Annotated in this window: 19 protein-coding genes and 2 tRNA genes; 3 read left to right on the top strand and 18 right to left on the bottom strand. The window is 69.4% G+C overall.

The genetic code is table 11. The features are described 5' to 3' along the window. Positions 1 to 36: 36 nt before the first annotated feature. The 8 genes from rodA to folC all read right to left on the bottom strand — a co-directional run bounded on the left by rodA (position 37) and on the right by folC (position 8,941). The gene (rodA, locus tag ACZ573_RS22870) at positions 37 to 1,236 is read right to left on the bottom strand and encodes a rod shape-determining protein RodA (protein ID WP_471306999.1); all 1,200 of its coding nucleotides are present in this window, start codon (positions 1,234 to 1,236) and stop codon (positions 37 to 39) included. A gap of 7 nt (positions 1,237 to 1,243) precedes the next feature. Next, positions 1,244 to 3,424: a penicillin-binding protein 2 gene (mrdA, locus tag ACZ573_RS22865; protein ID WP_471306996.1), complete on the bottom strand. Its 2,181-nt coding sequence runs from the start codon at positions 3,422 to 3,424 to the stop codon at positions 1,244 to 1,246. Positions 3,425 to 3,437: 13 nt separating this feature from the next. Then, entirely contained in the window at positions 3,438 to 4,145 is a 708-nt protein-coding gene (gene mreD, locus ACZ573_RS22860) for a rod shape-determining protein MreD (RefSeq protein ID WP_301371169.1), read from the bottom strand. A 13-nt stretch (positions 4,146 to 4,158) separates the two neighbouring features. Beyond that, complete coding sequence (mreC, locus tag ACZ573_RS22855) at positions 4,159 to 5,106, bottom strand: rod shape-determining protein MreC (RefSeq protein WP_471306994.1); 948 nt, start codon at positions 5,104 to 5,106, stop codon at positions 4,159 to 4,161. Positions 5,107 to 5,239: 133 nt separating this feature from the next. Then, a complete protein-coding gene (locus ACZ573_RS22850) occupies positions 5,240 to 6,259 on the bottom strand; it encodes a rod shape-determining protein (RefSeq protein WP_008738981.1) in 1,020 nt (339 codons plus the stop codon). A 296-nt stretch (positions 6,260 to 6,555) separates the two neighbouring features. Further along, the gene (gene ndk / locus ACZ573_RS22845; RefSeq protein ID WP_030008577.1) at positions 6,556 to 6,966 is read right to left on the bottom strand and encodes a nucleoside-diphosphate kinase; all 411 of its coding nucleotides are present in this window, start codon (positions 6,964 to 6,966) and stop codon (positions 6,556 to 6,558) included. A gap of 64 nt (positions 6,967 to 7,030) precedes the next feature. After that, complete coding sequence (locus tag ACZ573_RS22840) at positions 7,031 to 7,399, bottom strand: DUF4233 domain-containing protein (protein WP_453421819.1); 369 nt, start codon at positions 7,397 to 7,399, stop codon at positions 7,031 to 7,033. Between the two features lie 3 nt (positions 7,400 to 7,402). Continuing rightward, complete coding sequence (gene folC / locus ACZ573_RS22835) at positions 7,403 to 8,941, bottom strand: bifunctional tetrahydrofolate synthase/dihydrofolate synthase (RefSeq protein WP_471306991.1); 1,539 nt, start codon at positions 8,939 to 8,941, stop codon at positions 7,403 to 7,405. 116 nt (positions 8,942 to 9,057) lie between these two features. On the opposite strand from folC, the gene ACZ573_RS22830 reads away from it, so the two are divergent. Further along, on the top strand, positions 9,058 to 10,107 hold the full coding sequence (locus ACZ573_RS22830; protein ID WP_471306989.1) for a rod shape-determining protein: 1,050 nt from the start codon (positions 9,058 to 9,060) through the stop codon (positions 10,105 to 10,107). On the opposite strand, the gene ACZ573_RS22825 is transcribed toward ACZ573_RS22830, so the two are convergent. Continuing rightward, positions 10,104 to 11,252, bottom strand: coding sequence for a sensor histidine kinase (locus ACZ573_RS22825; protein ID WP_471306986.1), 1,149 nt, complete (start codon positions 11,250 to 11,252; stop codon positions 10,104 to 10,106). The genes ACZ573_RS22830 and ACZ573_RS22825 overlap by 4 nt on opposite strands. 184 nt (positions 11,253 to 11,436) lie before the next feature. Then, positions 11,437 to 14,058 (bottom strand): valine--tRNA ligase, encoded by a 2,622-nt coding sequence (locus ACZ573_RS22820; protein WP_471306985.1) that lies wholly within the window; start codon positions 14,056 to 14,058, stop codon positions 11,437 to 11,439. A gap of 127 nt (positions 14,059 to 14,185) precedes the next feature. On the opposite strand from ACZ573_RS22820, the gene ACZ573_RS22815 reads away from it, so the two are divergent. Then, positions 14,186 to 15,133 (top strand): hypothetical protein, encoded by a 948-nt coding sequence (locus ACZ573_RS22815; RefSeq protein WP_471306982.1) that lies wholly within the window; start codon positions 14,186 to 14,188, stop codon positions 15,131 to 15,133. Positions 15,134 to 15,367: 234 nt separating this feature from the next. Here ACZ573_RS22815 and clpX read toward each other — a convergent pair whose 3' ends face one another. The 5 genes from clpX to ACZ573_RS22790 form a co-directional block, all read right to left on the bottom strand. Continuing rightward, positions 15,368 to 16,654, bottom strand: coding sequence for an ATP-dependent Clp protease ATP-binding subunit ClpX (gene clpX, locus ACZ573_RS22810; protein ID WP_030026955.1), 1,287 nt, complete (start codon positions 16,652 to 16,654; stop codon positions 15,368 to 15,370). A gap of 153 nt (positions 16,655 to 16,807) precedes the next feature. Further along, positions 16,808 to 17,482 carry an ATP-dependent Clp protease proteolytic subunit gene (locus ACZ573_RS22805; RefSeq protein ID WP_030384694.1) on the bottom strand — a complete coding sequence of 225 codons (675 nt, stop codon included), beginning with the start codon at positions 17,480 to 17,482 and terminating at the stop codon, positions 16,808 to 16,810. 54 nt (positions 17,483 to 17,536) lie between these two features. Further along, positions 17,537 to 18,154, bottom strand: coding sequence for an ATP-dependent Clp protease proteolytic subunit (locus ACZ573_RS22800; RefSeq protein WP_030008567.1), 618 nt, complete (start codon positions 18,152 to 18,154; stop codon positions 17,537 to 17,539). A gap of 276 nt (positions 18,155 to 18,430) precedes the next feature. Continuing rightward, entirely contained in the window at positions 18,431 to 19,810 is a 1,380-nt protein-coding gene (gene tig / locus ACZ573_RS22795; RefSeq protein WP_471306981.1) for a trigger factor, read from the bottom strand. 164 nt (positions 19,811 to 19,974) lie between these two features. Continuing rightward, positions 19,975 to 20,051, bottom strand: a tRNA-Pro gene (locus tag ACZ573_RS22790). Between the two features lie 168 nt (positions 20,052 to 20,219). On the opposite strand from ACZ573_RS22790, the gene ACZ573_RS22785 reads away from it, so the two are divergent. Next, positions 20,220 to 20,290 (top strand) — tRNA-Gly (locus tag ACZ573_RS22785). A gap of 229 nt (positions 20,291 to 20,519) precedes the next feature. Here the strand turns inward: ACZ573_RS22785 and ACZ573_RS22780 are convergent. The 3 genes from ACZ573_RS22780 to ACZ573_RS22770 form a co-directional block, all read right to left on the bottom strand. After that, positions 20,520 to 20,714: a membrane protein gene (locus tag ACZ573_RS22780; protein WP_030008564.1), complete on the bottom strand. Its 195-nt coding sequence runs from the start codon at positions 20,712 to 20,714 to the stop codon at positions 20,520 to 20,522. Positions 20,715 to 20,890: 176 nt separating this feature from the next. Continuing rightward, positions 20,891 to 21,346, bottom strand: a complete 456-nt coding sequence (locus tag ACZ573_RS22775) for an HD domain-containing protein (RefSeq protein ID WP_471306977.1) — start codon at positions 21,344 to 21,346, stop codon at positions 20,891 to 20,893. After that, complete coding sequence (locus ACZ573_RS22770; RefSeq protein WP_471306976.1) at positions 21,343 to 22,731, bottom strand: pyridoxal phosphate-dependent decarboxylase family protein; 1,389 nt, start codon at positions 22,729 to 22,731, stop codon at positions 21,343 to 21,345. Before ACZ573_RS22770 ends, ACZ573_RS22775 begins: the two co-directional genes overlap by 4 nt. Positions 22,732 to 22,805 lie beyond the last annotated feature (74 nt).

Below are 22,805 nucleotides of genomic sequence, written 5' to 3'. Positions count from 1 at the left end.
TCCTGAACGGATCACGTCGACAGGGTGAACGGGACATCAGGCTGACAATGGCCGTTGCACCTTGATCGACTGCAGTAGTCCGATCGCCACCCACACCGCGAACATCGATGATCCTCCGTACGAGACGAACGGCAGTGGGAGCCCGGCCACGGGCATGATCCCGAGGGTCATCCCGATGTTCTCGAAGGACTGGAAGGCGAACCAGGCGATGATCCCGGCGCACACGATCGTCCCGTACAGCTCGGTGGTTTCCCGGGCGATCATGCAGGACCGCCACAGGATGACGCCGAGCAGCACCAGGATCAGCCCGGCCCCGATGAAGCCCAGCTCCTCCCCCGCCACCGTGAAGACGAAGTCGGTCTGCTGCTCGGGCACGAACTGGCCGGTGGTCTGCGAGCCCTTGAACAGCCCGGAGCCGGTCAGGCCGCCGGAGCCGATCGCGATGCGCGCCTGGTTGGTGTTGTAGCCGACGCCCGCCGGGTCGAGCTCGGGGTTGGCGAAGGCCGCGAAGCGGTTGATCTGGTACTCGTCGAGGACGCCGAGCTGCCATATCAGGATGGCGCCGCTCGCGCCGGCGCCGAGCAGGCCCACCACCCAGCGGTTGGAGGCGCCGGAGGCCAGCAGCACGCCGAGCACGATCACGATCATGACCATCACGGAGCCGAGGTCCGGCATCAGCATGACGATGCCCATCGGGGCCGCCGCCAGGCAGAGCGCCTTGACGACCGTGCGGTGGTCCGGGTGGGCGAGATCGCCCGCGTCCACCCGGGTGGCCAGCAGCATCGCCATCACCAGGATGATCGTGATCTTCACGAACTCGGACGGCTGGAGGGAGAATCCGCCGCCGATGACGATCCACGCGTGGGCGCCGTTGATGGTGGCGCCGAGCGGGGTCAGCACGGCGAGGATCAGCACCAGGGAGAGCCCGTAGAGGATCGGCACGGCGCCGCGCAGGGTGCGGTGGCCGAGCCAGACCGTGCCGATCATCAGCACGAGGCCGATGCCGGTGTTGAGGGCGTGCCGGGCCAGGAAGTAGTACGGGTCCCCCTGGTTCAGGGTGGTCCGGTTGCGGGTCGCCGACCACACCAGCAGGGCGCCGATGAAGGAGAGGGCGAGCGCGGAGAGGAGTATCGGCCAGTCGAGCCGGCGCACCACCGAGTCGCGGGCGGTGAGCTTGGCCATCGCCCCGCGCTCGGGCGTGTACCGGGAGACGGAGAACTTGTTGGCGGTCTGCATGTCTTCCTTAGTCCTGGCGTGCCGCGGGCGGTGCGGGCGGCCCTGCGAGCACGGCCGGCTCGAGATCCTCCGGCGACGGCGGCACGTACGGCCGGATCTCCGGGGAGGTGATGGAGCCGTCGGGCCCGATCCGGGGCAGCTTCGCCTCGGGACCCAGCAGCAGGGCCCGCTTGGGGTCCTGCTTGCCGTCCATGGTCAGACCGTAGATGGCGTTGTAGAGGTTGCGTACGGCGGGGCCCGAGGCTCCGGAGCCGGTGCCGCCCTGGGAGATCGTCATGACGATCGTGAAGTCCTTGGTGTAGGTCGCCAGCCAGGAGGTGGTCTGCTTGCCGTAGACCTGGGCGGTGCCGGTCTTGGCGTGCATCGGGATCTTGTCCATCGGCCAGCCCATGAACCGCCAGGCGGCGGTGCCGCCGGGCTCGACGACCGAGCGCAGGCCCTTGTCGAGGTCACCGATGGTCTTGGCGTCGATCGGCAGCCTGCCGTGCGACTGGGGCTTGATCATCTCGATGTGCTTGCCGTCGGGGCTGATCACGGCCTTGCCGACGGTGGGGTTGTAGAGGGTGCCCCCGTTGCTGATGGCGGAGTAGGCGGTGGCCATCTGGATGGGGGTGACGAGGACGTCGCCCTGGCCGATGGCGAAGTTGATGCTGTCGTAGGCCTTCAGCTGGTTGCCTTCGAGGCAGCTCTCATAGGCGATCTGCTCGACGTAGGTGCCGCCCCGCTTGCCCTGCTTGCACCAGGCGTTCTTGTTGGCCTTCCAGAAGTTCTGCTTCCACTTCCGGTCGGGGATGCGTCCGGTGACCTCGTTCGGCAGGTCGATCCCGGTCTCGGAGCCGAGTCCGAACTCCCGGGCGGTCCGGTAGAACCAGTCGTGGGCGTCCTTCTTGGGGCTGAGGCCGCCGTCGCGCTGCCACTCCTTGTGGCCCAGGGCGTAGAAGACGGTGTTGCAGGAGAACTTGAGCGCGTCCCCGAGGGTGATGGGGCCGTGTCCCTTGGACTCGAAGTTCGCGAAGCTGCGGCCGCCGAGGCTGTAGGAGCTGCTGCAGTTGTACTTGTCGTAGAACTTGTAGCCGGCCCGCACGGCCGCACTCGCGGAGACCACCTTGAAGATGGAGCCCGCCGGGGCCATGCCCTGGATGCCCCGGTTGAGCAGCGGGTAGTTGGAGTTCTTGCTGGTGAGCCTGGCGTAGTCCTTGCCGGAGATGCCGCCGACCCAGGTGTTGGGGTCGTAGTCGGGCTGGGAGGCCATGGCGACGATGCGGCCGGTCTTGGCCTCCATGACGACGACGGCGCCCGAGTCGGCCTCGTACTTGCGGCCGGTGATGTTGTCGGTCTCGTTGCGGACGACCTTCATCGCGTCCTGGAGCTCGTACTCGGCGACGGCCTGGACCCGGGCGTCGATGCTGGTGACGAGTGTGGATCCGGCCACGCCCGGGTCGGACTTGGTCTGGCCCATGACCCGGCCGAGGTTGTCGACCTCGTACGAGGTGACCTCCGCCTTGCCGCGCAGCTGTCTGTCGTAGGTGCGTTCGATGCCGGAGCGCCCGACCTGGTCGGAACGCAGGTGCGGCGAGTCGGAGTCCTTGGCCTTCTGGATCTCCTCGTCGGTGACCGGCGAGAGGTAGCCGAGCACCTGTGCGGTACGGGCCCCGCCGGGGGCCGGGTAGCGGCGGACCGCGGTGGGCTCGGCGGTGATGCCGGGGAAGTCCTCCGGGCGTTCGCGCAGCTGCAGCGCCTGCTGCGTGGTGGCTTCGAGGGTGACCGGGATCGGCTGGTACGGGGAGCCGTTCCAGCAGGGCGCGGGCGTCTGGGAGTCGCAGAGCCGGACCTTGTCCATGACCTCCTTGGGGGTCATGTCCAGGACGTCGGCGAGGCGGGTCATGACGCCCTTGCCCTTGTCCTTCATCTTCATCAGCGCGGTGCGGCTGGCGGAGACGACGAGGCGGGTCTCGTTGTCGGCGAGCGGGACCCCGCGGGCGTCGAGGATCGAGCCGCGCACGGCGGGCTGGACGACCCGCTGGACGTGGTTGCTCTTCGCCTCGTGGTAGTACTCGTCGCCGTTGCGGATCTGGAGGTACCAGAGCCGGCCGCCGAGGGTGAGCAGCATCGAGAAGACGAGCACCTGGATCATGACGAGTCTGATCTGCACCCGGGAGGTACGTCCGGTCTCCGGCGCGTTGGTCACGACTGGTCCTCCCTCACAGCTTTTTGACGCTCTTCACACCCTTGACCGCTTTGACCCCCTTTATACGGACAGCTTTGTTGGCCCGCGAGCGCGCGGTCTTCAGGCGCAGGCCGCCGCGCTGGCTGCCGATGCGCAGGCCCGTACCGCCGGCGAGCCAGCCGGCGGAGACGTCGGCGGCCTTGTTGGCGGGGCCGCCGCCGGCCTCGACGGCCATCGGGTCGTTCTCGGCCTTCCGCGCCAGCGCCATGATCCACGGCACGGTGAACGGCGCGAGCAGCAGGTCGTAGAGGGTGGCAGTGAACACCAGCCCGGTCAGGCCCACGTGGCGGGCGGCGGTGTCGCCGACGAGGGCGCCCACGCCCGCGTAGAGCAGGGTGGAGCCGATCGCGGCGGCGACGACGGTGAGCATCGGGCCCCAGGCGGAACGGAACCGGCCGCCGTCGGGGCGGGTCAGTCCGGCGACGTAGCCGATGACGCACAGCACGAGCGCGTACCGTCCGGCGGCGTGGTCGGCGGGCGGGGCCAGGTCGGCGAGGAGGCCGGCGGCGAAGCCGATGAGCGCGCCGCTGACGTGCCCGTACACGAGTGCGAGCGAGACGACCGTGAGGAGCAGCAGGTCGGGCACGGCGCCGGGCAGTTGGAGCCGGCCCAGGACGGTGACCTGGATGACGAGGGCGACCACGACGAGGGTGGCCGAGAGCAGGATCCGGTTGAAGCGCATGCGTGGTCTGCTCCTAGTCGTCGGCCGGCTTGGCGGGCACGCCGGCGGACCCGGACGGGGTGACCGTGACGGTGACCGTGGGGGTGGGCTTGGGTGCCTCGGGCTTGGGCGGCAGGACCGCGTCGCGGGGGTCCTCGCGCGGCGGCATCACCACGACGCCGACGATGTCCAGGCGCGAGAAGCCGACGAACGGACGCACCCAGACGGTGCGGGTCAGGTCGCCGCGCGAGGGCTCGACCTTGACCACCTCGCCGATCGGCACGCCGGGCACGAAGGGCTTGTTGCCGCGCGAGCCGAAGGTGACGAGCCGGTCGCCGGGGCTGACCTTGGCCTTGCCGTTGAGCATCTGGACGGACAGGGCGCGGTCGCCCTGGCCGGTGGCGAAGCCCAGTTCACCGGTCTTCTCCAGCCGGGTGCCGACGGTGAAGTCGGGGTCGTTGGCGAGGACGACGGTGGCGGTGTCGGGGCCGACAGTGCTGACCCGGCCGACGAGCCCGTCCCCGTTGAGGACGGTCATGTCGCGTTCGATGCCGTCCTTGGTGCCGGCGTCGATGGTGACGGTCCAGGAGAAGCCCTGGGCCGCTCCTATGGCGATGACCTCTGCGCCCTTGATGCCGTACTGCCCGGCGCCGGCCCGCTTGAGCATCTCGTCGAGCTCGTGGATGCGGCTGCGGGTCTGGTCCTCGCTGCCCAGCTTGGCCTTCAGCGCCGCGTTCTCGCGCTCCAGGGTGGCGATGCGGTTGTGGCGCTCGCCGGAGTCCCTTACCGCCCCTATGGCGTTGGCGACCGGATCGACCGCGGTCGCCACACCTTCCTCGACGGGACCGAAGACCGCTGCGGCGGCCTGCCGGGCACCGTCGACCGGCGACTCCTCGCCTGCCCTGATGTCCACCGTGATCAACGCGAACGCGATGGCGATCAGAAGCACCAGGAGCAGCCGGCTTTCTCGTGTGTCCCTCACGTGCGGCGGCCGTGCCTTCCTCGTCGGATTTCTCTTTTGCCTGTATATCAACGATCCGCCGCACGGGCCCGGTAGCACCCGTACGGCGGATCCTTGTGTTCCGCATGGCCCCTCCGGCAGGGAGGGGCATCTGTCAGCGACGGGGCTGGGCGTCCAGGACCTGCTGGAGGGCCTCGAACTCCTCGACGCACTTGCCGGAGCCGAGCGCGACGGAGTCGAGGGGGTCCTCCGCGATGTGGATCGGCATGCCGGTCTCCCGGCGCAGCCGCTCGTCGAGGCCGCGCAGCAGGGCGCCGCCGCCGGTCAGGACGATGCCGCGGTCCATGATGTCGCCGGAGAGCTCCGGCGGGCACTTGTCGAGCGTGGTCTTGACCGCGTCGACGATGGCGTTGACCGGCTCCTCGATGGCCTTGCGCACCTCGGCGGCCGAGATGACGACCGTCTTGGGCAGACCGGAGACCAGGTCGCGACCGCGGATCTCGGTGTGCTCGTCCTTGTCGAGGTCGTAGGCCGACCCGATGGTGATCTTGATCTGCTCGGCCGTGCGCTCACCCAGGAGCAGCGAGTACTCCTTCTTGATGTGCTGGATGATCGCGTTGTCGAGCTCGTCGCCGGCCACCCGGATGGACTGTGCCGTGACGATTCCGCCGAGGGAGATGACGGCGACCTCGGTGGTGCCGCCGCCGATGTCCACGACCATGTTGCCGGTGGCCTCGTGGACGGGCAGGCCCGAGCCGATGGCGGCGGCCATGGGCTCTTCGATGATGTGCACCTGGCGGGCGCCGGCCTGCGTGGACGCCTCGATGACGGCGCGTCGCTCCACTCCCGTGATGCCGGAGGGAACGCAGACCACCACGCGCGGGCGGGCCAGGTAGCGGCGCTTGTGGATCTTGAGGATGAAGTACCGGAGCATACGCTCGGTGATCTCGAAGTCGGCGATTACGCCGTCCTTGAGGGGCCGTACGGCGACGATGTTGCCGGGCGTGCGCCCGATCATCTTCTTCGCCTCCGAGCCGACCGCCAGAATGCCACCGGTGTTCGTGTTGATGGCGACCACGGACGGCTCGTTCAGGACGATCCCCCGGCCCCTCACGTACACCAGCGTGTTGGCGGTCCCGAGGTCGATCGCCATGTCACGGCCGATGAACGACATTTTGTTCCCCTTGTTCCCCATGAGGAGCGTCTGGCCTTCCAGTTGATAGCGGCTGCTGTCAGGTCGGCGAGGTGGGTGTGTGGGTGGAGGCCCCATCGTAGTGCCGCAAGTACGAAGACCGCGCGACGGGACTCCGGCAATCCCGCCGGAATGGATAGCCGCCCCCACAGTGGTGACGACGTGTCCTGCCCAGGCGTTCCCGCTTCGGCTCGGAAATACCGGAGGGCGACCGAAATTACTTCGGTCGCCCCAGGTCATGAGCGCTATTCGGCTGATGTTCCGTCAGGAAAGCGTGCTCAGAGCGCCGGGAAGAACAGCTTCAGCTCACGCTCGGCGGACTCCTCGGAGTCCGAGGCGTGGATCAGGTTCTCACGCGTGATCGTGCCGAAATCACCCCGGATGGAGCCCGGCGCTGCGGCGATCGGGTCAGTGGGTCCGGCCAGCTGGCGGACACCCTCGATCACCCGCTCACCTTCGACCACCAGGGCGACGATCGGGCCGCTCGCCATGAAGCCCATGAGGGGCTCGTAGAACGGCTTGCCCTTGTGCTCGCCGTAGTGCGCCTCCAGGGTCTCCTGGTCCAGCGTACGCAGCTCCAGTGCGGGGATGGTCCAGCCGGCCTTCCGCTCGATGCGGCCGATGATCTCGCCGACCAGACCACGACGGACGGCGTCGGGCTTGAGCAGGACGAGGGTGCGCTGGGTCATGTTGCGGCTCCTTGCGGCAAACGGGTGCGGTAGGGCGAATCTACAGGGCCGATCAGGGGACCCGTCACGCAGCGTCAGGCGCCCCGGGCGCGCCCTGCGCCTCCTGCGCGGCCGCCCAGCGCGCCTTGATCGTGTCGATCTTGCGGCCGTAGTGCACGGAGCACCACCACAGCCCGGCGAACACGGCGCCGAGGAAGAACATCGTCGGGACGACGAACCCGCTCGCGATCAGGCCGATCTGCAGGGCCCAGCCCAGCTGGACGGCCCCGGGGCGCGACAGCATCCCGCACAGCAGCACCGACAGCAGCATCGTGACCCCGCACACCGTCCAGACCGAGGCCTGGGTCAGATCGGGGTCCTTCATCGCCACCAGCCCCGCGAAGCCGATCACGAAGAACTCGCCGATCAGCGTGCTCGCACACAGCGTGCGCATCCCTCAGCCCCTCTTCAGCAGCAGGCGGGCCTCGCCCACCGTGATCACGGAACCGGTCACCAGGACCCCGGCCCCACCGTATTCGGCCTCTTCCTCCGCCAGGGTGATCGCCGCCTCCAGGGCGTCGTCCAGCCGCGGCTCCACCTGCACCCGCTCCGCGCCGAAGACCTCGACCGCGACGGCCGCCAGCTCGTCCGCGCCCAGCGCCCGGTGGCTGGAGTTCTCCGTCACCACCACCTCCGCGAAGATCGGCTCGAAGGCCTCCAGCACTCCGCGGACGTCCTTGCCCTCGCTCGCGGCCACGACCCCGATCAGCCGGCTGAAGCCGAAGGACTCGGTGACCGCCTCCGCGGTGGCCACCGCGCCCGCCGGGTTGTGGGCGGCGTCCAGGACGACCGTCGGGCTGCGCCGCACGACCTCCATGCGGCCCGGCGAGGACACCGAGGCGAAGGCCTTGCGCACGGTGTCCACGTCCAGGACCCGGGCGTGCTCCTGGCCGATCCCGAAGAAGGCCTCGACGGCGGCCAGCGCCACCGCCGCATTGTGCGCCATGTGGGCGCCGTACAGCGGCAGGAAGATGCCGTCGTACTCCCCGCCCACACCGCGCAGCGTCAGCTGCTGGCCACCGACCGCGACCTCGCGCGAGACGACGCCGAACTCCATGCCCTCGCGGGCCACCGTGGCGTCCACCTCGACGGCCCTCTTCAGCAGCACCTGCGCCGCGTCCACCGGCTGCTGGGCCAGGATCACGGTCGCGTCCTGCTTGACGATGCCGCCCTTCTCCACGGCGATCTCACCGGGCGTGGAGCCGAGCCGGTCGGTGTGGTCCAGGCTGATCGGGGTGACCACGGCGACGGACGCGTCGATGACGTTGGTCGCGTCCCAGCTGCCGCCCATGCCTACCTCGACCACGGCCACGTCCACCGGGGCGTCCGCGAAGGCCGCGTAGGCCATCCCGGTGAGCACCTCGAAGAAGGACAGCCGGTACTCCTCGGAGGCGTCGACCATCTCCACGTACGGCTTGATGTCGTGGTACGTCTCGACGAACCGCTCGGCGGTGATCGGCGCCCCGTCGAGGCTGATCCGCTCGGTGATCGACTGCACGTGCGGGCTGGTGTAGCGCCCGGTGCGCAGCTCGAAGGCGTTCAGCAGGGCCTCGATCATGCGGGCCGTGCTCGTCTTGCCGTTGGTGCCGGTGACGTGGATGGACGGGTACGCGCGCTGCGGCTCGCCCAGCACGTCCATCAGCGCCGCGATACGGGACACCGAGGGCTCCAGCTTGGTCTCGCCCCAGCGGGTGGCGAGCTCCTGCTCCACCTCCAGCAGCGCCTTGGCGACCTCCGGGTCTACGGGCCTGGCGGGTACCGGGTCGCCCTGGGGCGGTCCGGCCTGGGCGCGCAGGGTGCGGCTGCCGGCCTCGATCACCGCCAGGTCGGGGTCGCGGTCGGACTCTTCCGCCACGATCTGCTCGAACTCGTCGAAGGTACCGGCGAGGTCGTCGTTGTCGTCGCGGTCGTGGCTCTCGGGCTGCTGGTCACTCACAGGGCCAGTCTACGGACGGGGACCCGGGGGACTTTCGGCCCGGCCGTTTCAGGACCTCCGGCGCCCGGGGCGACCGGATCGTTATGCAAGCCTTGCGGCAGGAGATAGGGGAATAAATGCCGCAGGCCAGCAGCAACAAGACAGCATCCAGCCTCGACATAGGGATCGACCTGGGCACCGCCAACACCCTCGTCTACGCACGGGGGCACGGAATCGTCCTCAGTGAGCCGTCCGTGGTCGCCGTGAAGGCGGGCACCACCACCGCCCTGGCCGTCGGTACGGACGCCAAGGAGACCATCGGCCGCACCCCCGGCTCCATCACCGCGATCCGCCCGCTCAGGGGCGGTGTGATCTGCGACTACGAGGCCGCGGAGGAGATGATCCGGCACTTCGTCCGCAAGGCCGTCCCGGGCCGTCGGCCCCGCACCCGGATGGTGATCTGCGTCCCCTCCGGAGTCACCCCGGTCGAGCGGCGGGCGATCGTCCAGGCGGCCACACGGGCCGGAGCCAAGGTCGTGCACCTGATCGAGGAGCCGATGGCCGCGGCCATCGGCGCCGGGCTGCCCGTGGCCGAGCCCCGCGGCTCCATGGTCGTGGACATCGGCGGCGGCACCTCCGAGGTCGCCGTCATCTCCCTGGGCGGCATCGTCACGTCCAGGTCGCTGCGCGTCGGCGGGGACCGGCTCGACGCGGCGGTCATGGACCACGTACGCAAGGAACACGGGCTGCTCATCGGGGAGCGCACCGCCGAGGACGTCAAGCTGGGCATCGGCTCGGCCTGGCCGGTCCCGGACCGGCCGGAGCTGGAGACGCGCACCTTCACCGTGCGCGGCCGCGAGAAGGTCGCCGGCATGCCGAAGACGCTCGTGCTGAGCGCCAAGGACGTACGGGCCGCCCTCGACGAGCCCGTCGAGGCGATCATCGGCGCCGTGCGCACCACCCTGGAGGAGTGCCCGCCGGAGCTTTCCGGTGATGTGATGGAGCACGGCATCGTGCTGACCGGTGGCGGCGCGCTGCTGCCCGGCCTGGACCTGCGGATGGCTTCCGCCACGGGCATCCCGGTCTTCGTCGCGGACGATCCGCTGGACTGTGTGGCGCTGGGCTCCGGCCGGTGCGTGGAGGACCTGGACGCCCTGGGCGGCCTGCTCGCCCCGGCGCGGGGCTAACCTCGCGGGAGGGTGGCGACGACCTCGTACGCGTCCCGCGTGCGGGTGGCCGTCAGGGTCCCGCCGAGGCTGCGTACGCGCTCGGACATGCTCGCCGTGCCCGAGCCCGCCGAGACGGGGGCCCGGCCCGGGGACCGGGCCGGCAGCGCGTTGCTGACCGCTATCCGCAGCCGCGGGCCGTCCGCCGTGATCGAGACGTCGATGGTCTCCCCGTGCGCGTGCTTGGCGGCATTGGTCAGGCACTCCTGCACCACCCGGTAGACGGCCGCCTGCCGCAGCGGGGAGAGCTCGTGCATGTCCTCGTCCATGGCGAGCCGGACGGGCGAGCCGGCCCGCCCGCTCTCCTCGGCGAGCGCCGGCAGCCCGTCCACGCCCGGGGTCGAGGCCCGCTCCCCGCGCTGCACGATGATCTCGTTGAGCACCAGATGGGCCCGCCGCGCGGTGTCGGCGAGCTCCTCGAAGTCCGGCCCGTACGCCGTCTCGCGCGCCCGCATCGACAACACCTCGGAGCGGACCGTGAGCAGGGTCAGCTCGCGCCCGACGAAGTCGTGGACGTCGCGGGCCACGGAGGTGCGCTCCTGCTGGACGGCGTGGAGCACGGCGGACTCGGCCCGCCGGGCCGTCAGCTCCCCCACCAGGTCGTGCCGGTAGGCGGCGATGCCCACCGCGGAGGCGAGCACCCCGATGGGCACGACCACGCTGAGGAACCCGCTGAGGGTCTGACCCGCGGGCTCTGGCCAGCCCGGCAGGACGAACATGACCAGCGCGAAGGCGACGTAGCCGAGCGTGGCGAGGATCCCGGCCCGGCGCCCGCGGTAGCGGCCGACCGAGTAGAGGGCGAACTGGATCAGAGTGAGCTCGTGCAGCCACCCGATGAAGAGCAGCGCGGCCAGGTACGAGATCCAGGGCTGCCTGCGGCGCACCAGCAGGGTGGTACAGCCGAGGGCGAGGACGACGGCGGCGGCGGGCCCGGTCAGCGAATTGTCGGCGGCGGCGAGACCCGGGAGGTCGAGGGCCATCAGGCCGAGGCAGCCGAGCGCGGTGAGCACGTCCACGGCCCGCGGCGACCCGGCCCAGCTCTCGGTGAGCCGGCGGCCGGAAGCCACCAGCCGGTCGAAGGCCGGGACGACGGGCTTGACGCGCATGCCCTCCATCATCCGTGGTCAGCGCTTCGGTTCGGATCACCCGGAACCGAAAACGGAGTGATTTAGGGCACTTCGGACAGTGATCCGCCGTGACACCTGCCGCCGCACGGGGAAGGGATACGGCGAAGGCCCCCGCGTCGACCGACGGCGCGGGGGCCTTCACCTGTGCGTACGTACCCGGCCGCTAGGCGGCCGGCAGGCCGTCCAGCTGCGCCTGGAGCCGGGCGATGTCCGCCTCGGCCTTGGCGAGCCGGCCCTTGATCTTGTCCACGACGTTGTCCGGGGCCTTGGCGATGAACGCCTCGTTCCCGAGCTTCGCCTCGGCCTGCTGCTTCTCCTTCTCCGCGGCGCCCAGGTCCTTCGTCAGACGCTTGCGCTCGGCCGCCACGTCGATGGTGCCCGACAGGTCGAGCGCGACGGTGCCGCCGGCGACCGGGAGGGTCGCGGTGGCGCTGAAGGAGTCACCCTCCGGCTGGAGGCGCAGCAGCTGCCGGATGGCCGCCTCGTGCGCGCCCAGCGCGGTGGCGCCCAGCTCCAGACGGGCCGGAACCTTCTGGCCGTCCTGCAGACCCTGCTCCTTGCGGAAGCGGCGGACCTCGGTGATCACCGACTGGACGGAGGCGATCTCCGCCTCGGCGGCCTCGTCGCGGAAGCCGCTGTCCTTCGGCCAGTCGGCGATGACGAGGGACTCGCCGCCGGTCAGCGTGGTCCACAGCGTCTCGGTGACGAAGGGGACGATCGGGTGCAGCAGCCGCAGCATGACGTCGACGACCTCGCCGAGGACGCGGCCGGAGACCTGGGCCTGCTCGCCGCCCGCGAAGAAGGTCGTCTTCGACAGCTCGACGTACCAGTCGAAGACCTCGTCCCACGCGAAGTGGTAGAGCGCCTCGCTGAGCTTCGAGAACTGGTAGTCCTCGTAGTACCCGTCGACCTGCGCGACCGTCTTGTTCAGCCGGGACAGGATCCAGCGGTCGGTGGCCGACAGCCGCTCGACCGGCGGAAGCTCGCCCTCGATCGTGGCGCCGTTCATCAGCGCGAAGCGGGTGGCGTTCCAGATCTTGTTGGCGAACTTGCTGGACGCCTGGACCCAGTCCTCGCCGATCGGGACGTCCGCGCCCGGGTTGGCGCCCTTGGCCAGGGTGAACCGGACGGCGTCGGAGCCGTACTTGTCCATCCAGTCCAGCGGGTCGACCGCGTTCGGGTTCGACTTCGACATCTTCTTGCCGAACTCGTCGCGGACCAGACCGGTCAGCGCGATGGTGTGGAACGGGGCCACGCCGTCCATGGCGTACAGACCGAACATCATCATCCGGGCGACCCAGAAGAAGATGATGTCGTGGCCGGTGAGCAGGACATCGGTGGCGTAGAACTTCTCCAGGTCCGGGGTCCGCTCCGGCCAGCCGAGGGTGGAGAAGGGCCAGAGCCCGGAGGAGAACCAGGTGTCCAGGACGTCGGCGTCCTGCGTCCAGCCCTCGCCGGTGGGCGGCTGCTCGTCGGGTCCGACGCAGACGACCTGACCCTCGGGGCCGTACCAGATCGGGATCCGGTGGCCCCACCACAGCTGGCGCGAGATGCACCAGTCGTGCATGTTGTCGACCCAGTCGAAGTAGCGCTTCGACATGTCCTCGGGGTGGATCTTGACGCGGCCGTCGCGGACGGCGTCACCGGCGGCCTGCGCCAGCGGGCCGACCTTGACCCACCACTGCATCGACAGGCGCGGCTCGACCGTGGTCTTGCAGCGCGAGCAGTGCCCGACGGAGTGCATGTACGGGCGCTTCTCGGCGACGATGCGGCCCTGCTCGCGCAGTGCGCCGACGATCGCCGAACGGGCTTCGAAGCGGTCCAGGCCGAGGAAGGGGCCGTGGACGGTGATCACGCCGTGCTCGTCCATGACCGTCAGCGACTGCAGGTCGTGGCGCTGGCCGATCGCGAAGTCGTTCGGGTCGTGCGCCGGGGTCACCTTGACGGCGCCGGTGCCGAACTCCGGGTCGACGTGCGTGTCCGCGACGACCGGGATGGTGCGGTCGGTCAGCGGCAGCTTGATCTGCTTGCCGATGAGGTGGGCGTAGCGCTCGTCGTCGGGGTGGACGGCGACCGCGGTGTCACCGAGCATCGTCTCGGCGCGGGTGGTGGCGACGACCAGGCTGTCCTCGCCCTCGCCGTAGCGGATGGAGACGAGCTCACCGGCGTCGTCCTGGTACTCCACCTCGATGTCGGAGATGGCGGTCAGGCAGCGCGGGCACCAGTTGATGATGCGCTCGGCGCGGTAGATCAGTTCGTCGTCGTAGAGCCGCTTGAAGATCGTCTGGACGGCCTTGGACAGGCCCTCGTCCATGGTGAAGCGCTCACGCGACCAGTCGACGCCGTCGCCGAGGCGGCGCATCTGGCCGAGGATCTTGCCGCCGTACTCTTCCTTCCACTTCCAGACCCGATCGGTGAACTCCTCACGGCCCAGGTCGTGGCGGGACTTGCCCTCCTCGGCGAGCTGCTGCTCGACCTTGTTCTGGGTGGCGATACCGGCGTGGTCCATGCCGGGCAGCCAGAGCGACTCGTAGCCCTGCATCCGCTTGCGGCGGGTCAGGGCGTCCATGAGCGTGTGCTGGAAGGCGTGCCCCAGGTGCAGGGAGCCGGTGACGTTCGGGGGCGGAATGACGATCGTGTACGCAGGCTTCTCGCTCTTGGCGTCCGCCTCGAAGTAACCGCGCTCTACCCAGCGCTCGTAGAGCTTCCCTTCTACCTCGGCCGGCGCGTACGTGGTCGGCAGTTCGGAGTTGGGGCTGCTGGGTGTCTGCGTGTTCTCGGTCACGGGGCACAGTTTAGAGCGGTAACAGTCCAGTCATGAAACCGGTAATCCAGGGGCCCGGCGCCCTGCCCGCTCCCGGCTTCCGTCAGGATGTGTGAAACGGATAAGCAACCTCATTGGGGGACGCGGGATGAGCTACAACCAGCCAGGGCCCTACGGACAGCAGCCTCAGCAGCCGGGACCGTACGGCCAGCAGCCCCCGCCGCCGCCGGGCCCCTACGGCCAGCCCGCCCCCCAGCCCAACCCGTACGGCCAGCCGGCCCCGCAGCCGGGCTACGGCTACCCGCAGCAGCAGCCGGGCGTCCCCCCGCAGGGCTACCCCCAGCAGCCGCCGACACCGCCGTACGGCTACCCGCAGCAGCAGGCCCCGTACGGCGGCCAGCCCCCGAAGAAGTCGAAGGCGGGCCTGATCATCGGCGTGGTCGTCGCGGTGGCGGTGATCGCGGGCGGCGGCTGGTACCTCGTGGGCGGCGGCGCGGGGTCGGTTGCATCCGACACCAAGGGCTACAAGCTCGCCTTTCCCTCCTCGGTCGACAGCTACCAGAAGGCTCCGGACACCGCCGGCGCTCCCTCGGCGGACGCCCCGGTCACCGGTGAAGGGAAGACGAAGGCCGAGGCGCTCGGCGTGCAGAACGCGCACAACACGACCGCGAAGTACCAGGTCGGTACGGACGGGAAGGGTAAGCAGCTCGCAGCCAACGGCCTTTGGGGCGACATCGCCGACCCGGAGAAGTCGGTCGACGGCTACTACGCCGGCATCGGCCAGAACAACAAGGAGACCGAGAAGCTCGGGTTCAAGTACGAGCTGGTCGGCACTCCGAAGGAGTTCACTCCGGCCGGCTTCAAGGGCGCCGTGATGAAGTGCGCCAACATCAAGATGATCAGCACCAAGCCCGGCACGGCCAAGACGCCCAAGGACATCGAGATCCCCTCCTGCGCCTGGGGCGACCACTCGACCCTGGTCGGCATCAACGCCGCCGACCCGGCCGCGGTCGTACTCGGCGGGAGCAGCGGCACGCTCGACGAGGTGGCCGCGCTGACGGCGAAGCTCTACAGCACCAGCCGCACCAAGGCCTGATCAGCAGGTAGGGGTCCATCAGCCGTCCGAGCCGCGGCAATTCCACCTTTTCCAAGCCGTGGACCACGCCCCACGATTCATGCATGAACCGCCTTCAGAACGCCGGCATCAGCAACTGGAATCACCGGTTCGCCATTTGCGTCAAGGCGTGACTCGTTCGTTCTGACCATCTCACGCAGAAGGGGCGCCCCGACCGGGGCGCCCCTTCTGCGTGCTGCTCGCTGCCGAGTGCGGCTACGCCGACTTCTCGTGCGGGCCCTGGTCCTTCGGGACGATCCGGGGGACCAGCGTCGGGTTGACGTTGGAGCGGACCACGTCCGCCGTGATGACCACGCGGGCCACGTCCTTGCGGGACGGGACCTCGTACATCACCGACATCAGGACCTCTTCCATGATGGCGCGCAGGCCGCGCGCGCCCGTCTGGCGGAGGATCGCCTGGTCCGCGATGGCCTCCAGCGCCTCGCGCTCGAAGTCCAGCTCCACACCGTCGAGTTCGAACAGCCGCTGGTACTGCTTCACCAGCGCGTTGCGCGGCTCGATCAGGATCTGGAGCAGGGCCTCGCGGTCCAGGTTGTGCACGGAGGTCAGCACGGGGAGGCGGCCGATGAACTCGGGGATCATCCCGAACTTCACCAGGTCCTCCGGCATGACCTCCTGGAACTGGTCGCTGGCCTCGATCTCGCGCTTCGAGCGGATCGTCGCCCCGAAGCCGATTCCCTTGGCACCCGCACGCGACTCGATGATCTTCTCCAGGCCGGCGAAGGCGCCGCCCACGATGAAGAGCACGTTCGTCGTGTCGATCTGGATGAACTCCTGGTGCGGGTGCTTCCGGCCGCCCTGCGGCGGTACGGAGGCGGTCGTGCCTTCCAGGATCTTCAGGAGGGCCTGCTGCACGCCCTCGCCGCTCACGTCGCGCGTGATCGACGGGTTCTCGCTCTTGCGGGCCACCTTGTCGATCTCGTCGATGTAGATGATCCCGGTCTCGGCCTTCTTGACGTCGTAGTCGGCGGCCTGGATCAGCTTCAGCAGGATGTTCTCGACGTCCTCGCCGACGTACCCGGCCTCCGTCAGCGCCGTCGCGTCGGCGATGGCGAAGGGGACGTTCAGCATGCGGGCCAGGGTCTGCGCGAGCAGCGTCTTGCCCGAGCCCGTGGGGCCCAGCAGCAGGATGTTGGACTTCGCGAGCTCGATCGCGTCGTCCCGGCCCTGCGCGCCGCCGTTCTCGCCGGCCTGGACCCGCTTGTAGTGGTTGTAGACCGCTACCGAGAGGGCCTTCTTCGCCGGCTCCTGGCCGACGACGTAGCTCTCCAGGAACTCGTAGATCTCACGGGGCTTGGGGAGTTCCTCCCACCGGACCTCGGAGGTCTCCGCGAGCTCCTCTTCGATGATCTCGTTGCAGAGGTCGATGCACTCGTCGCAGATGTACACACCGGGTCCTGCGATGAGCTTCTTCACCTGCTTCTGGCTCTTTCCGCAGAACGAGCACTTGAGCAGATCGCCGCCGTCACCGATGCGTGCCACGAGGTGCTTCCCCTTCGCCTGGGAGACGCCTGGTTCAGCGCTCCTGGTGCCTCATATCCGACGGTACCTTGCCGGGGGCCCCGTGCGGGGCCCCCTTGACGTGGTTCACATCGCCGAATCCGACGACGTGCTCACGCCAACTGGTGGCAAGGATCAGGCCTTGCTGCTCTTACGGGTGGAGATGATCTGGTCGATCAGCCCGTACGCGAGCGCGTCCTCGGCCGTGAGGATCTTGTCGCGCTCGATGTCGTCGCGGATCTTCTCGATCGGCGTCGTCGAGTGCTTGGCCAGCATGGTCTCCAGCTGGTCACGCATGCGCAGGATCTCGTTGGCCGCGATCTCCAGGTCGGAGAGCTGCTCGCGGCCGGTGCCACCGGAGGGCTGGTGGATCAGCACACGGGCGTTCGGCAGGGCCATGCGCTTGCCGGGGGTACCGGCGGCCAGCAGGACCGCGGCGGCGGAGGCCGCCTGGCCCATGCAGACCGTCTGGATGTCCGGCTTCACGAACTGCATGGTGTCGTAGATCGCCGTCAGCGCGGTGAAGGAGCCACCGGGGCTGTTGATGTAGATGGAGATGTCGCGGTCCGGGTCCATCGACTCCAGGCACAGCAGCTGCGCCATGACGTCGTTGGCGGACGCGTCGTCGATCTGCACGCCGAGGAAGATCACGCGCTCCTCGAAGAGCTTCGCGTACGGGTCGTACTCGCGCACGCCCTGCGAGGTGCGCTCGACGAAGCGCGGGATGACGTAGCGGTTGTCCACCTGCGGGCCGGTGTAGAGGCCGTTGGCGCTGGCGGAGAAGTTGTTCTGCATCTGGGTGTTCACCATCCTGGTGGCGTTCTGCGGGCTGTCGGCTGACGGGTACTGACGGGGGAGCCTGGATCAGGCCCCGGTGCCGCCGCCGCCCGGCGCGTTGGACGCGGCCGAGATGATCTCGTCGATGAGGCCGTAGTCCTTGGCCTCCTCGGCCGTGAACCAGCGGTCACGGTCACCGTCGCGGATGATCGCCTCGACGGTCTGGCCCGAGTGGAACGCGGTGATCTCGGCCATCCGCTGCTTGGTGCGCAGCAGGTACTGGGCCTGGATCTTGATGTCCGACGCGGTGCCACCGATGCCGGCGGAGCCCTGGTGCATCAGGATGTCGGTGTTCGGCAGGGCGAAGCGCTTGCCCTTGGCGCCACCGGTGAGCAGGAACTGGCCCATCGAGGCGGCCATGCCCATACCGATGGTGACGACGTCGTTCGGGATGAACTGCATGGTGTCGTAGACGGCCATACCGGCCGTCACGGAGCCACCGGGGCTGTTGATGTAGAGGTAGATGTCCTTCTCCGGCTCGGCGGCCAGGAGCAGGAGCTGCGCGGTGATCTTGTTGGCGATGTCGTCGTCGACCTGCTGGCCGAGGAAGATGATGCGCTCGCCGAGCAGCCGGTTGTAGACATGGTCGCCGAGGCCGCCACCGATGGACGGCTCACCCGCGGCGTAAGGCTTCAGATTCGTCACGTATCCACCTGCTCGTCTCCGACGGCCATGTGCCGTCTCAGCGTCTCGTTCTGGGGTCCGGTCCGGCCGGAGCGGACGGGTCCGCCGGCGCCCGGGTACTCACGTGCCCTCGTATTCATGGACCCTAACGCGCAGGTAGGACAACGCCATCCCGCTTCCCGAACTGTTCGCTCGGAGCGCAAGCTCAGGGGGCCTTACGAGGCCCATGCCGAAGGGCCCGGACACAGCTGTGTCCGGGCCCTTCGGGGCACTGCTCAGTGGGCTTCGCCCGGGGTGTTACTTGGCCTCTTCGGCCTTGACCTCGTCGTCGCCCTCGGCGGCGGCCTCGGCGGCCTGCTCCTCGTCCTCGTCGGACAGGTCCACGACCTCACCGTTGGTGTCGACGACCTTGGCGGCCTCGACGACGACCGCGAGGGCCTTGCCGCGGGCGACCTCGCCGACCAGCATCGGAACCTGGCCACCCTCGACCACAGCCTGGGCGAACTGGTCGGGGGACATGCCGGAGGAAGCGGCGCGGCGCATGAGGTGCTCGGTGAGCTCCTCCTGGTTGACGCCCAGCTTCTCCTTGTTGACCAGCGCGTCGAGGACGAACTGGGTCTTGATGCCCTTGATCGCCTGCTCGGAGGTCTCGGCGTCGAACTCCTCGACCGTCTTGCCCTGGAACTCCAGGTACTTCTCGAGGTCGAGACCCATCTGGCCGAGCTGGTGGTGCTCCAGGTTGTGCTTGCGGGTCTGGACCTCGTCCGCGAGCAGCTTCTCGGGGATCGGGACCTCGACGAGCTCCAGCAGCTTCTCCAGGACGCGCTCCTGGGCCTGCGTGGCCTGGTCGTACTGCTTCATGTTCTCGAGGCGCTTGCGGCTGTCCGCCTTGAGGTCCTCGATGGTGTCGAACTCGCTCGCCAGCTGCGCGAACTCGTCGTCCAGCGCCGGGAGCTCCTTGGCGGAGACCTTGGTGACCTTGACGGTGACCTCGGCGTCCTTGCCCTCGGCGGAGCCGCCCTTCAGCTGCGAGGTGAAGGTGGCCTCGCCGCCGGCCTCCAGGCCGGTGACGGCCTCGTCGATGCCCTCGAGGAGCTCGCCCGAGCCGATGGTGTAGGAGACGTCGGAGGCGACGCCGTCGGGCAGCACCTCGCCGTCGACCTTGGCCTCGAGGTCGATGGTGACGACGTCACCCTCGGCGGCGGCGCGCTCGACGTCCGTGGTGGACGCGAAGCGGCCGCGCAGCTGCTCGACGGACTTCTCGACGTCCTCGTCGGAGACCTCGATGGCGTCGACCTCGACCTCGATGCCGGAGAAGTCCGGGATCTCGATCTCGGGACGGACGTCGACCTCGGCGGTGAAGGCGAGGACCTCGCCGTCCTTCAGCTCGGTGATGTCCACGTCGGGCTGGCCCAGCGGGTTCAGGTCGGCCTCGTTGACGGCCTCGGTGTAGAACTTCGGGAGCGCGTCGTTGACGGCCTCCTCCAGCACCGCACCGCGGCCGAAGCGCTGGTCGATGACGCGGGCCGGGATCTTGCCCTTCCGGAAGCCCTTCACCGTGACCTGCTGGTTGATCTTCTTGTACGCCGCGTCGAGGCTGTCCTTGAGCTCCTCGAAGGGCACCTCAACAGTGAGCCGAACCCGAGTCGGGTTCAGGGTCTCCACGGCGCTCTTCACGGTTCGGTCTCCTTGTGGCTGACTGCTGGGGATTCTGCCTTCGCGCTGTGATTCAGCGGTTCAGCGGACTTCGGCCCGGTACATCAGACACACGGGCACGCAGCTTGCATAGTAACCGCAAGCGGCAATCAGCCCACAACGCGATCTTGTGGAGACACTGCTGATGGTCGGGGTGGCCGGATTCGAACCGACGACCTTCCGCTCCCAAAGCGGACGCGCTACCAAGCTGCGCCACACCCCGTCGGTGCGACACGTAGGGTACATGCCTGGAGACACTCTGATGCGCGGGGTTTCCCGAGGCATTCCGGGCGGACCTCCGCCACGGCGCCGAATGTGGTGTGCATCAACCGGGAGCGACCCGCTAGGATGCTGTCCGTGCCAAGGTCCCCGGACCTGCGGCGCGCGCGTTGCGGGTGTAGCTCAATGGTAGAGCACTAGTCTTCCAAACTAGCTACGCGGGTTCGATTCCCGTCACCCGCTCAGACGTACGAAGGGCCAGGTCAGAGGACGTCTCCTCGACCTGGCCCTTCGTCGTTCCCGGGGCTTCGATCAGCTCCGACTCCCGTGTGCCGGCGCGCGGGCAGGTTCCCGTCCCGCCTGCCATCCACCCCGGCAAGCCGAGCGGAGAACGAAGAGGACGAGTCCTTCGGATGATCCACGACGGCCGACTCGTCGAGATACGGCGCCTGACGACGCCGTACGCCCGGGGTCAGAGCTTGATGTTCGCGATCATCGTCGCGAGGGAGTTCAGGAAGCGGTTCACGTCGTCCGCGATCGAGCTGGACGCGAGGAAGAAGCCGAAGAGCGCCGCGACGATGGCGGGGCCCGTCTTGATGTGGTTGCCACGGATCAGCACCACCAGGATGACCGCCAACAGAACCACCACTGACAGCGAAATGGCCACTACTGATCACACCTTCGGTCGTCCCCTGGTCGGCCCGGGGCGCACGGCCTGGCACACCCCCACATGGACCATCCTCCCACCAACGGACCCCGGCTATACGCCCCGTGACGAATAGCCGAGGTTCCGTTCCCGCCAACCACACGTGCGACAGGAATATTTCGGGCGCGGGGCGCGGGTCACGGGGCGGTGAGGCCGAGGAGGGAACGGATATTCGCATACTTTACGGACAGCCTTTCGCGCGTGGGACCGTCCAGCACGGAGAGGCGTACAGGGTCCGCGTTGTGCGCGAGGTCGGCTTCCTTGACGAGCAGGGCGCCCGGGGTGGCCAGGATGCGGGCCGCGTACTGCTCGACCGGTTCGCCCGGGCGTTTGGTGACCGCGAGGACCATGTCCTTCACCGTCTGTGGGAGGGCCGCCGAATCCAGCCAGGTGAGGCTGAGGGCCTCGTCCTCGATGGCGTCGTGGAGCCAGGCCGCCGCCTGCTGTTCGGCGCTGCCGCCGCGCAGCCGTACGCCCTCGGCCACGGCCGCCAGGTGTTCGGCGTACGGCCGGCCGGCCTTGTCGGTCTGGCCCTCGTGCGCGCTGCGCGCCAGGGACTCGACCTCGATCAGAGTCAGGGGGCTGTTCGTCATGCGATCTCCCTTGCTGCCGCGCCGAGGGCCTCCGCTGCCCGGCGTACGTCCGCCTGCGTGGTACGCCAGTTGGAGAACGCGGCGCGCAGGGCGGCGGTTCCCTCGTGGACGGTGGGAGTGACGAACACCTCGGCCGCCACCGCCTCCCGCAGGGCGGTGAGGCGCTCCGGGGTGGGGGCCTCGGCGAGGGTGAAGCAGACGACGTTCAGGCGGACCGGGGCCAGGAGGGTGAAGGCGGGGTCCTCCTCCAGGGCGGCGCCCAGCGCGCGGGCGCAGCCGATGTCGCGTTCGACGATCTCCCGGTGGCCCTGGCGGCCGTACGCGCGGAGCGTGAACCAGGCGGCGAGGGCGCGGAGCCGGTGGGAGTTCTCCGGGGTGAGGTGGACGAGGTCGGGGTGGTCGCCGAGGGGGCCGAGGTAGGCGGCGGAGTTCTGGAAGACGCGGGCCTGCAGGTCGCGCCGACGGGTGAACTGGACGGCGCTGTCGTAGGGGACGTTGAGCCATTTGTGCAGGTCGACACAGACGGAGTCGGAGGTGTCGAGGCCGTCGGCGAGGTGCGCGTGCTCCGGGGAGAGCGCGGCGAAAGCGCCGAACGCGGCGTCGGTGTGGAGCCAGAAGTCGTGGCGCTCGCGCAGGGCTTCGATCGCCCGGAGGTCGTCGAAGTCGACGGTGTTGACGGTGCCCGCGTTGGCGACGACCACGGCCGGTCCGGGCGTGTCGGCCAGTGCCCGCTCCAGGGCGGCGGGGTCCACAGCCTCGCGGCCGGGCAGGGTGGGCACCCGGACCAGGGAGTTGCGGCCGAGGCCCAGGACCGAGAGGGCCTTGGCGATCGAGGAGTGCGGGGCGCCGGAGAGCACGCGGACCGGGCCGAGGGCCGCCGCGCCGTCCTCGGCCGGGGAGACACCGAGGCGTTCGCCGAGCCATTCGCGGGCGATGGCCAGGCCGGTGGTGTTGGACATGGTGGCGCCGGAGACGAAGGCGCCGGAGTGGGCGGCGGTCAGGCCGAAGAGGTCGCGGAGCCAGCCGACGGTCTCGCGTTCGAGGTCCTGGCCGCCGCCGTCGAGGCCGGAGTTGGAGTTCTGGTCGTGGACGGCGGTGAGCCAGTCCCCGGCGAGGGCGGCCGGGGTGGCGCCTCCCGTGACGAAGCCGAGGTAGCGCGGTCCCGCGGAGGCCGACAGGCGCGGCTCCCAGCGGTCACGGAAGGCGGCGAGCGCGGCGTCCGTGCCGGTGGCGTGCTCCGGGAGGGGCTCGGGGTCGTGCGGCTTTCCGGCGGGCGGTACGACGGGACGCGCGTCCAGGGCGGCGAGCGCGTCGGCGGCGGCGCCGCGGGTGGCGTCGAGGAGTTCGGGGAGCCGGGCGAGGTCGGCGGCGAGCGTGCGGTCCATGGGGGCACGTTAGGCGCGGCCGGGGCCGAGGGGGCGGGCCAATCCCGGGGGAGTGGCCCGCGTGCCGTCGTAGG

It is taken from the genome of Streptomyces sp. NPDC040545, from assembly GCF_055595065.1.
This window is presented reverse-complemented; position numbering and strand designations above follow the sequence as displayed.

What these genes read in the sequence shown, in the direction of transcription:
- rodA (WP_471306999.1), bottom strand. Translation starts at nt 1,236, where the DNA reads ATGCAGACCGCCAACAAGTTCTCCGTCTCCCGGTACACGCCCGAGCGC.
- mreD (WP_301371169.1), bottom strand. Translation starts at nt 4,145, where the DNA reads ATGCGCTTCAACCGGATCCTGCTCTCGGCCACCCTCGTCGTGGTCGCC.
- ACZ573_RS22850 (WP_008738981.1), bottom strand. Translation starts at nt 6,259, where the DNA reads ATGTCGTTCATCGGCCGTGACATGGCGATCGACCTCGGGACCGCCAAC.
- ndk (WP_030008577.1), bottom strand. Translation starts at nt 6,966, where the DNA reads ATGACCCAGCGCACCCTCGTCCTGCTCAAGCCCGACGCCGTCCGTCGT.
- ACZ573_RS22840 (WP_453421819.1), bottom strand. Translation starts at nt 7,399, where the DNA reads ATGCGCACGCTGTGTGCGAGCACGCTGATCGGCGAGTTCTTCGTGATC.
- ACZ573_RS22830 (WP_471306989.1), top strand. Translation starts at nt 9,058, where the DNA reads ATGCCGCAGGCCAGCAGCAACAAGACAGCATCCAGCCTCGACATAGGG.
- ACZ573_RS22825 (WP_471306986.1), bottom strand. Translation starts at nt 11,252, where the DNA reads ATGCGCGTCAAGCCCGTCGTCCCGGCCTTCGACCGGCTGGTGGCTTCC.
- ACZ573_RS22815 (WP_471306982.1), top strand. Translation starts at nt 14,186, where the DNA reads ATGAGCTACAACCAGCCAGGGCCCTACGGACAGCAGCCTCAGCAGCCG.
- ACZ573_RS22805 (WP_030384694.1), bottom strand. Translation starts at nt 17,482, where the DNA reads ATGGTGAACACCCAGATGCAGAACAACTTCTCCGCCAGCGCCAACGGC.
- ACZ573_RS22775 (WP_471306977.1), bottom strand. Translation starts at nt 21,346, where the DNA reads ATGACGAACAGCCCCCTGACTCTGATCGAGGTCGAGTCCCTGGCGCGC.
- ACZ573_RS22770 (WP_471306976.1), bottom strand. Translation starts at nt 22,731, where the DNA reads ATGGACCGCACGCTCGCCGCCGACCTCGCCCGGCTCCCCGAACTCCTC.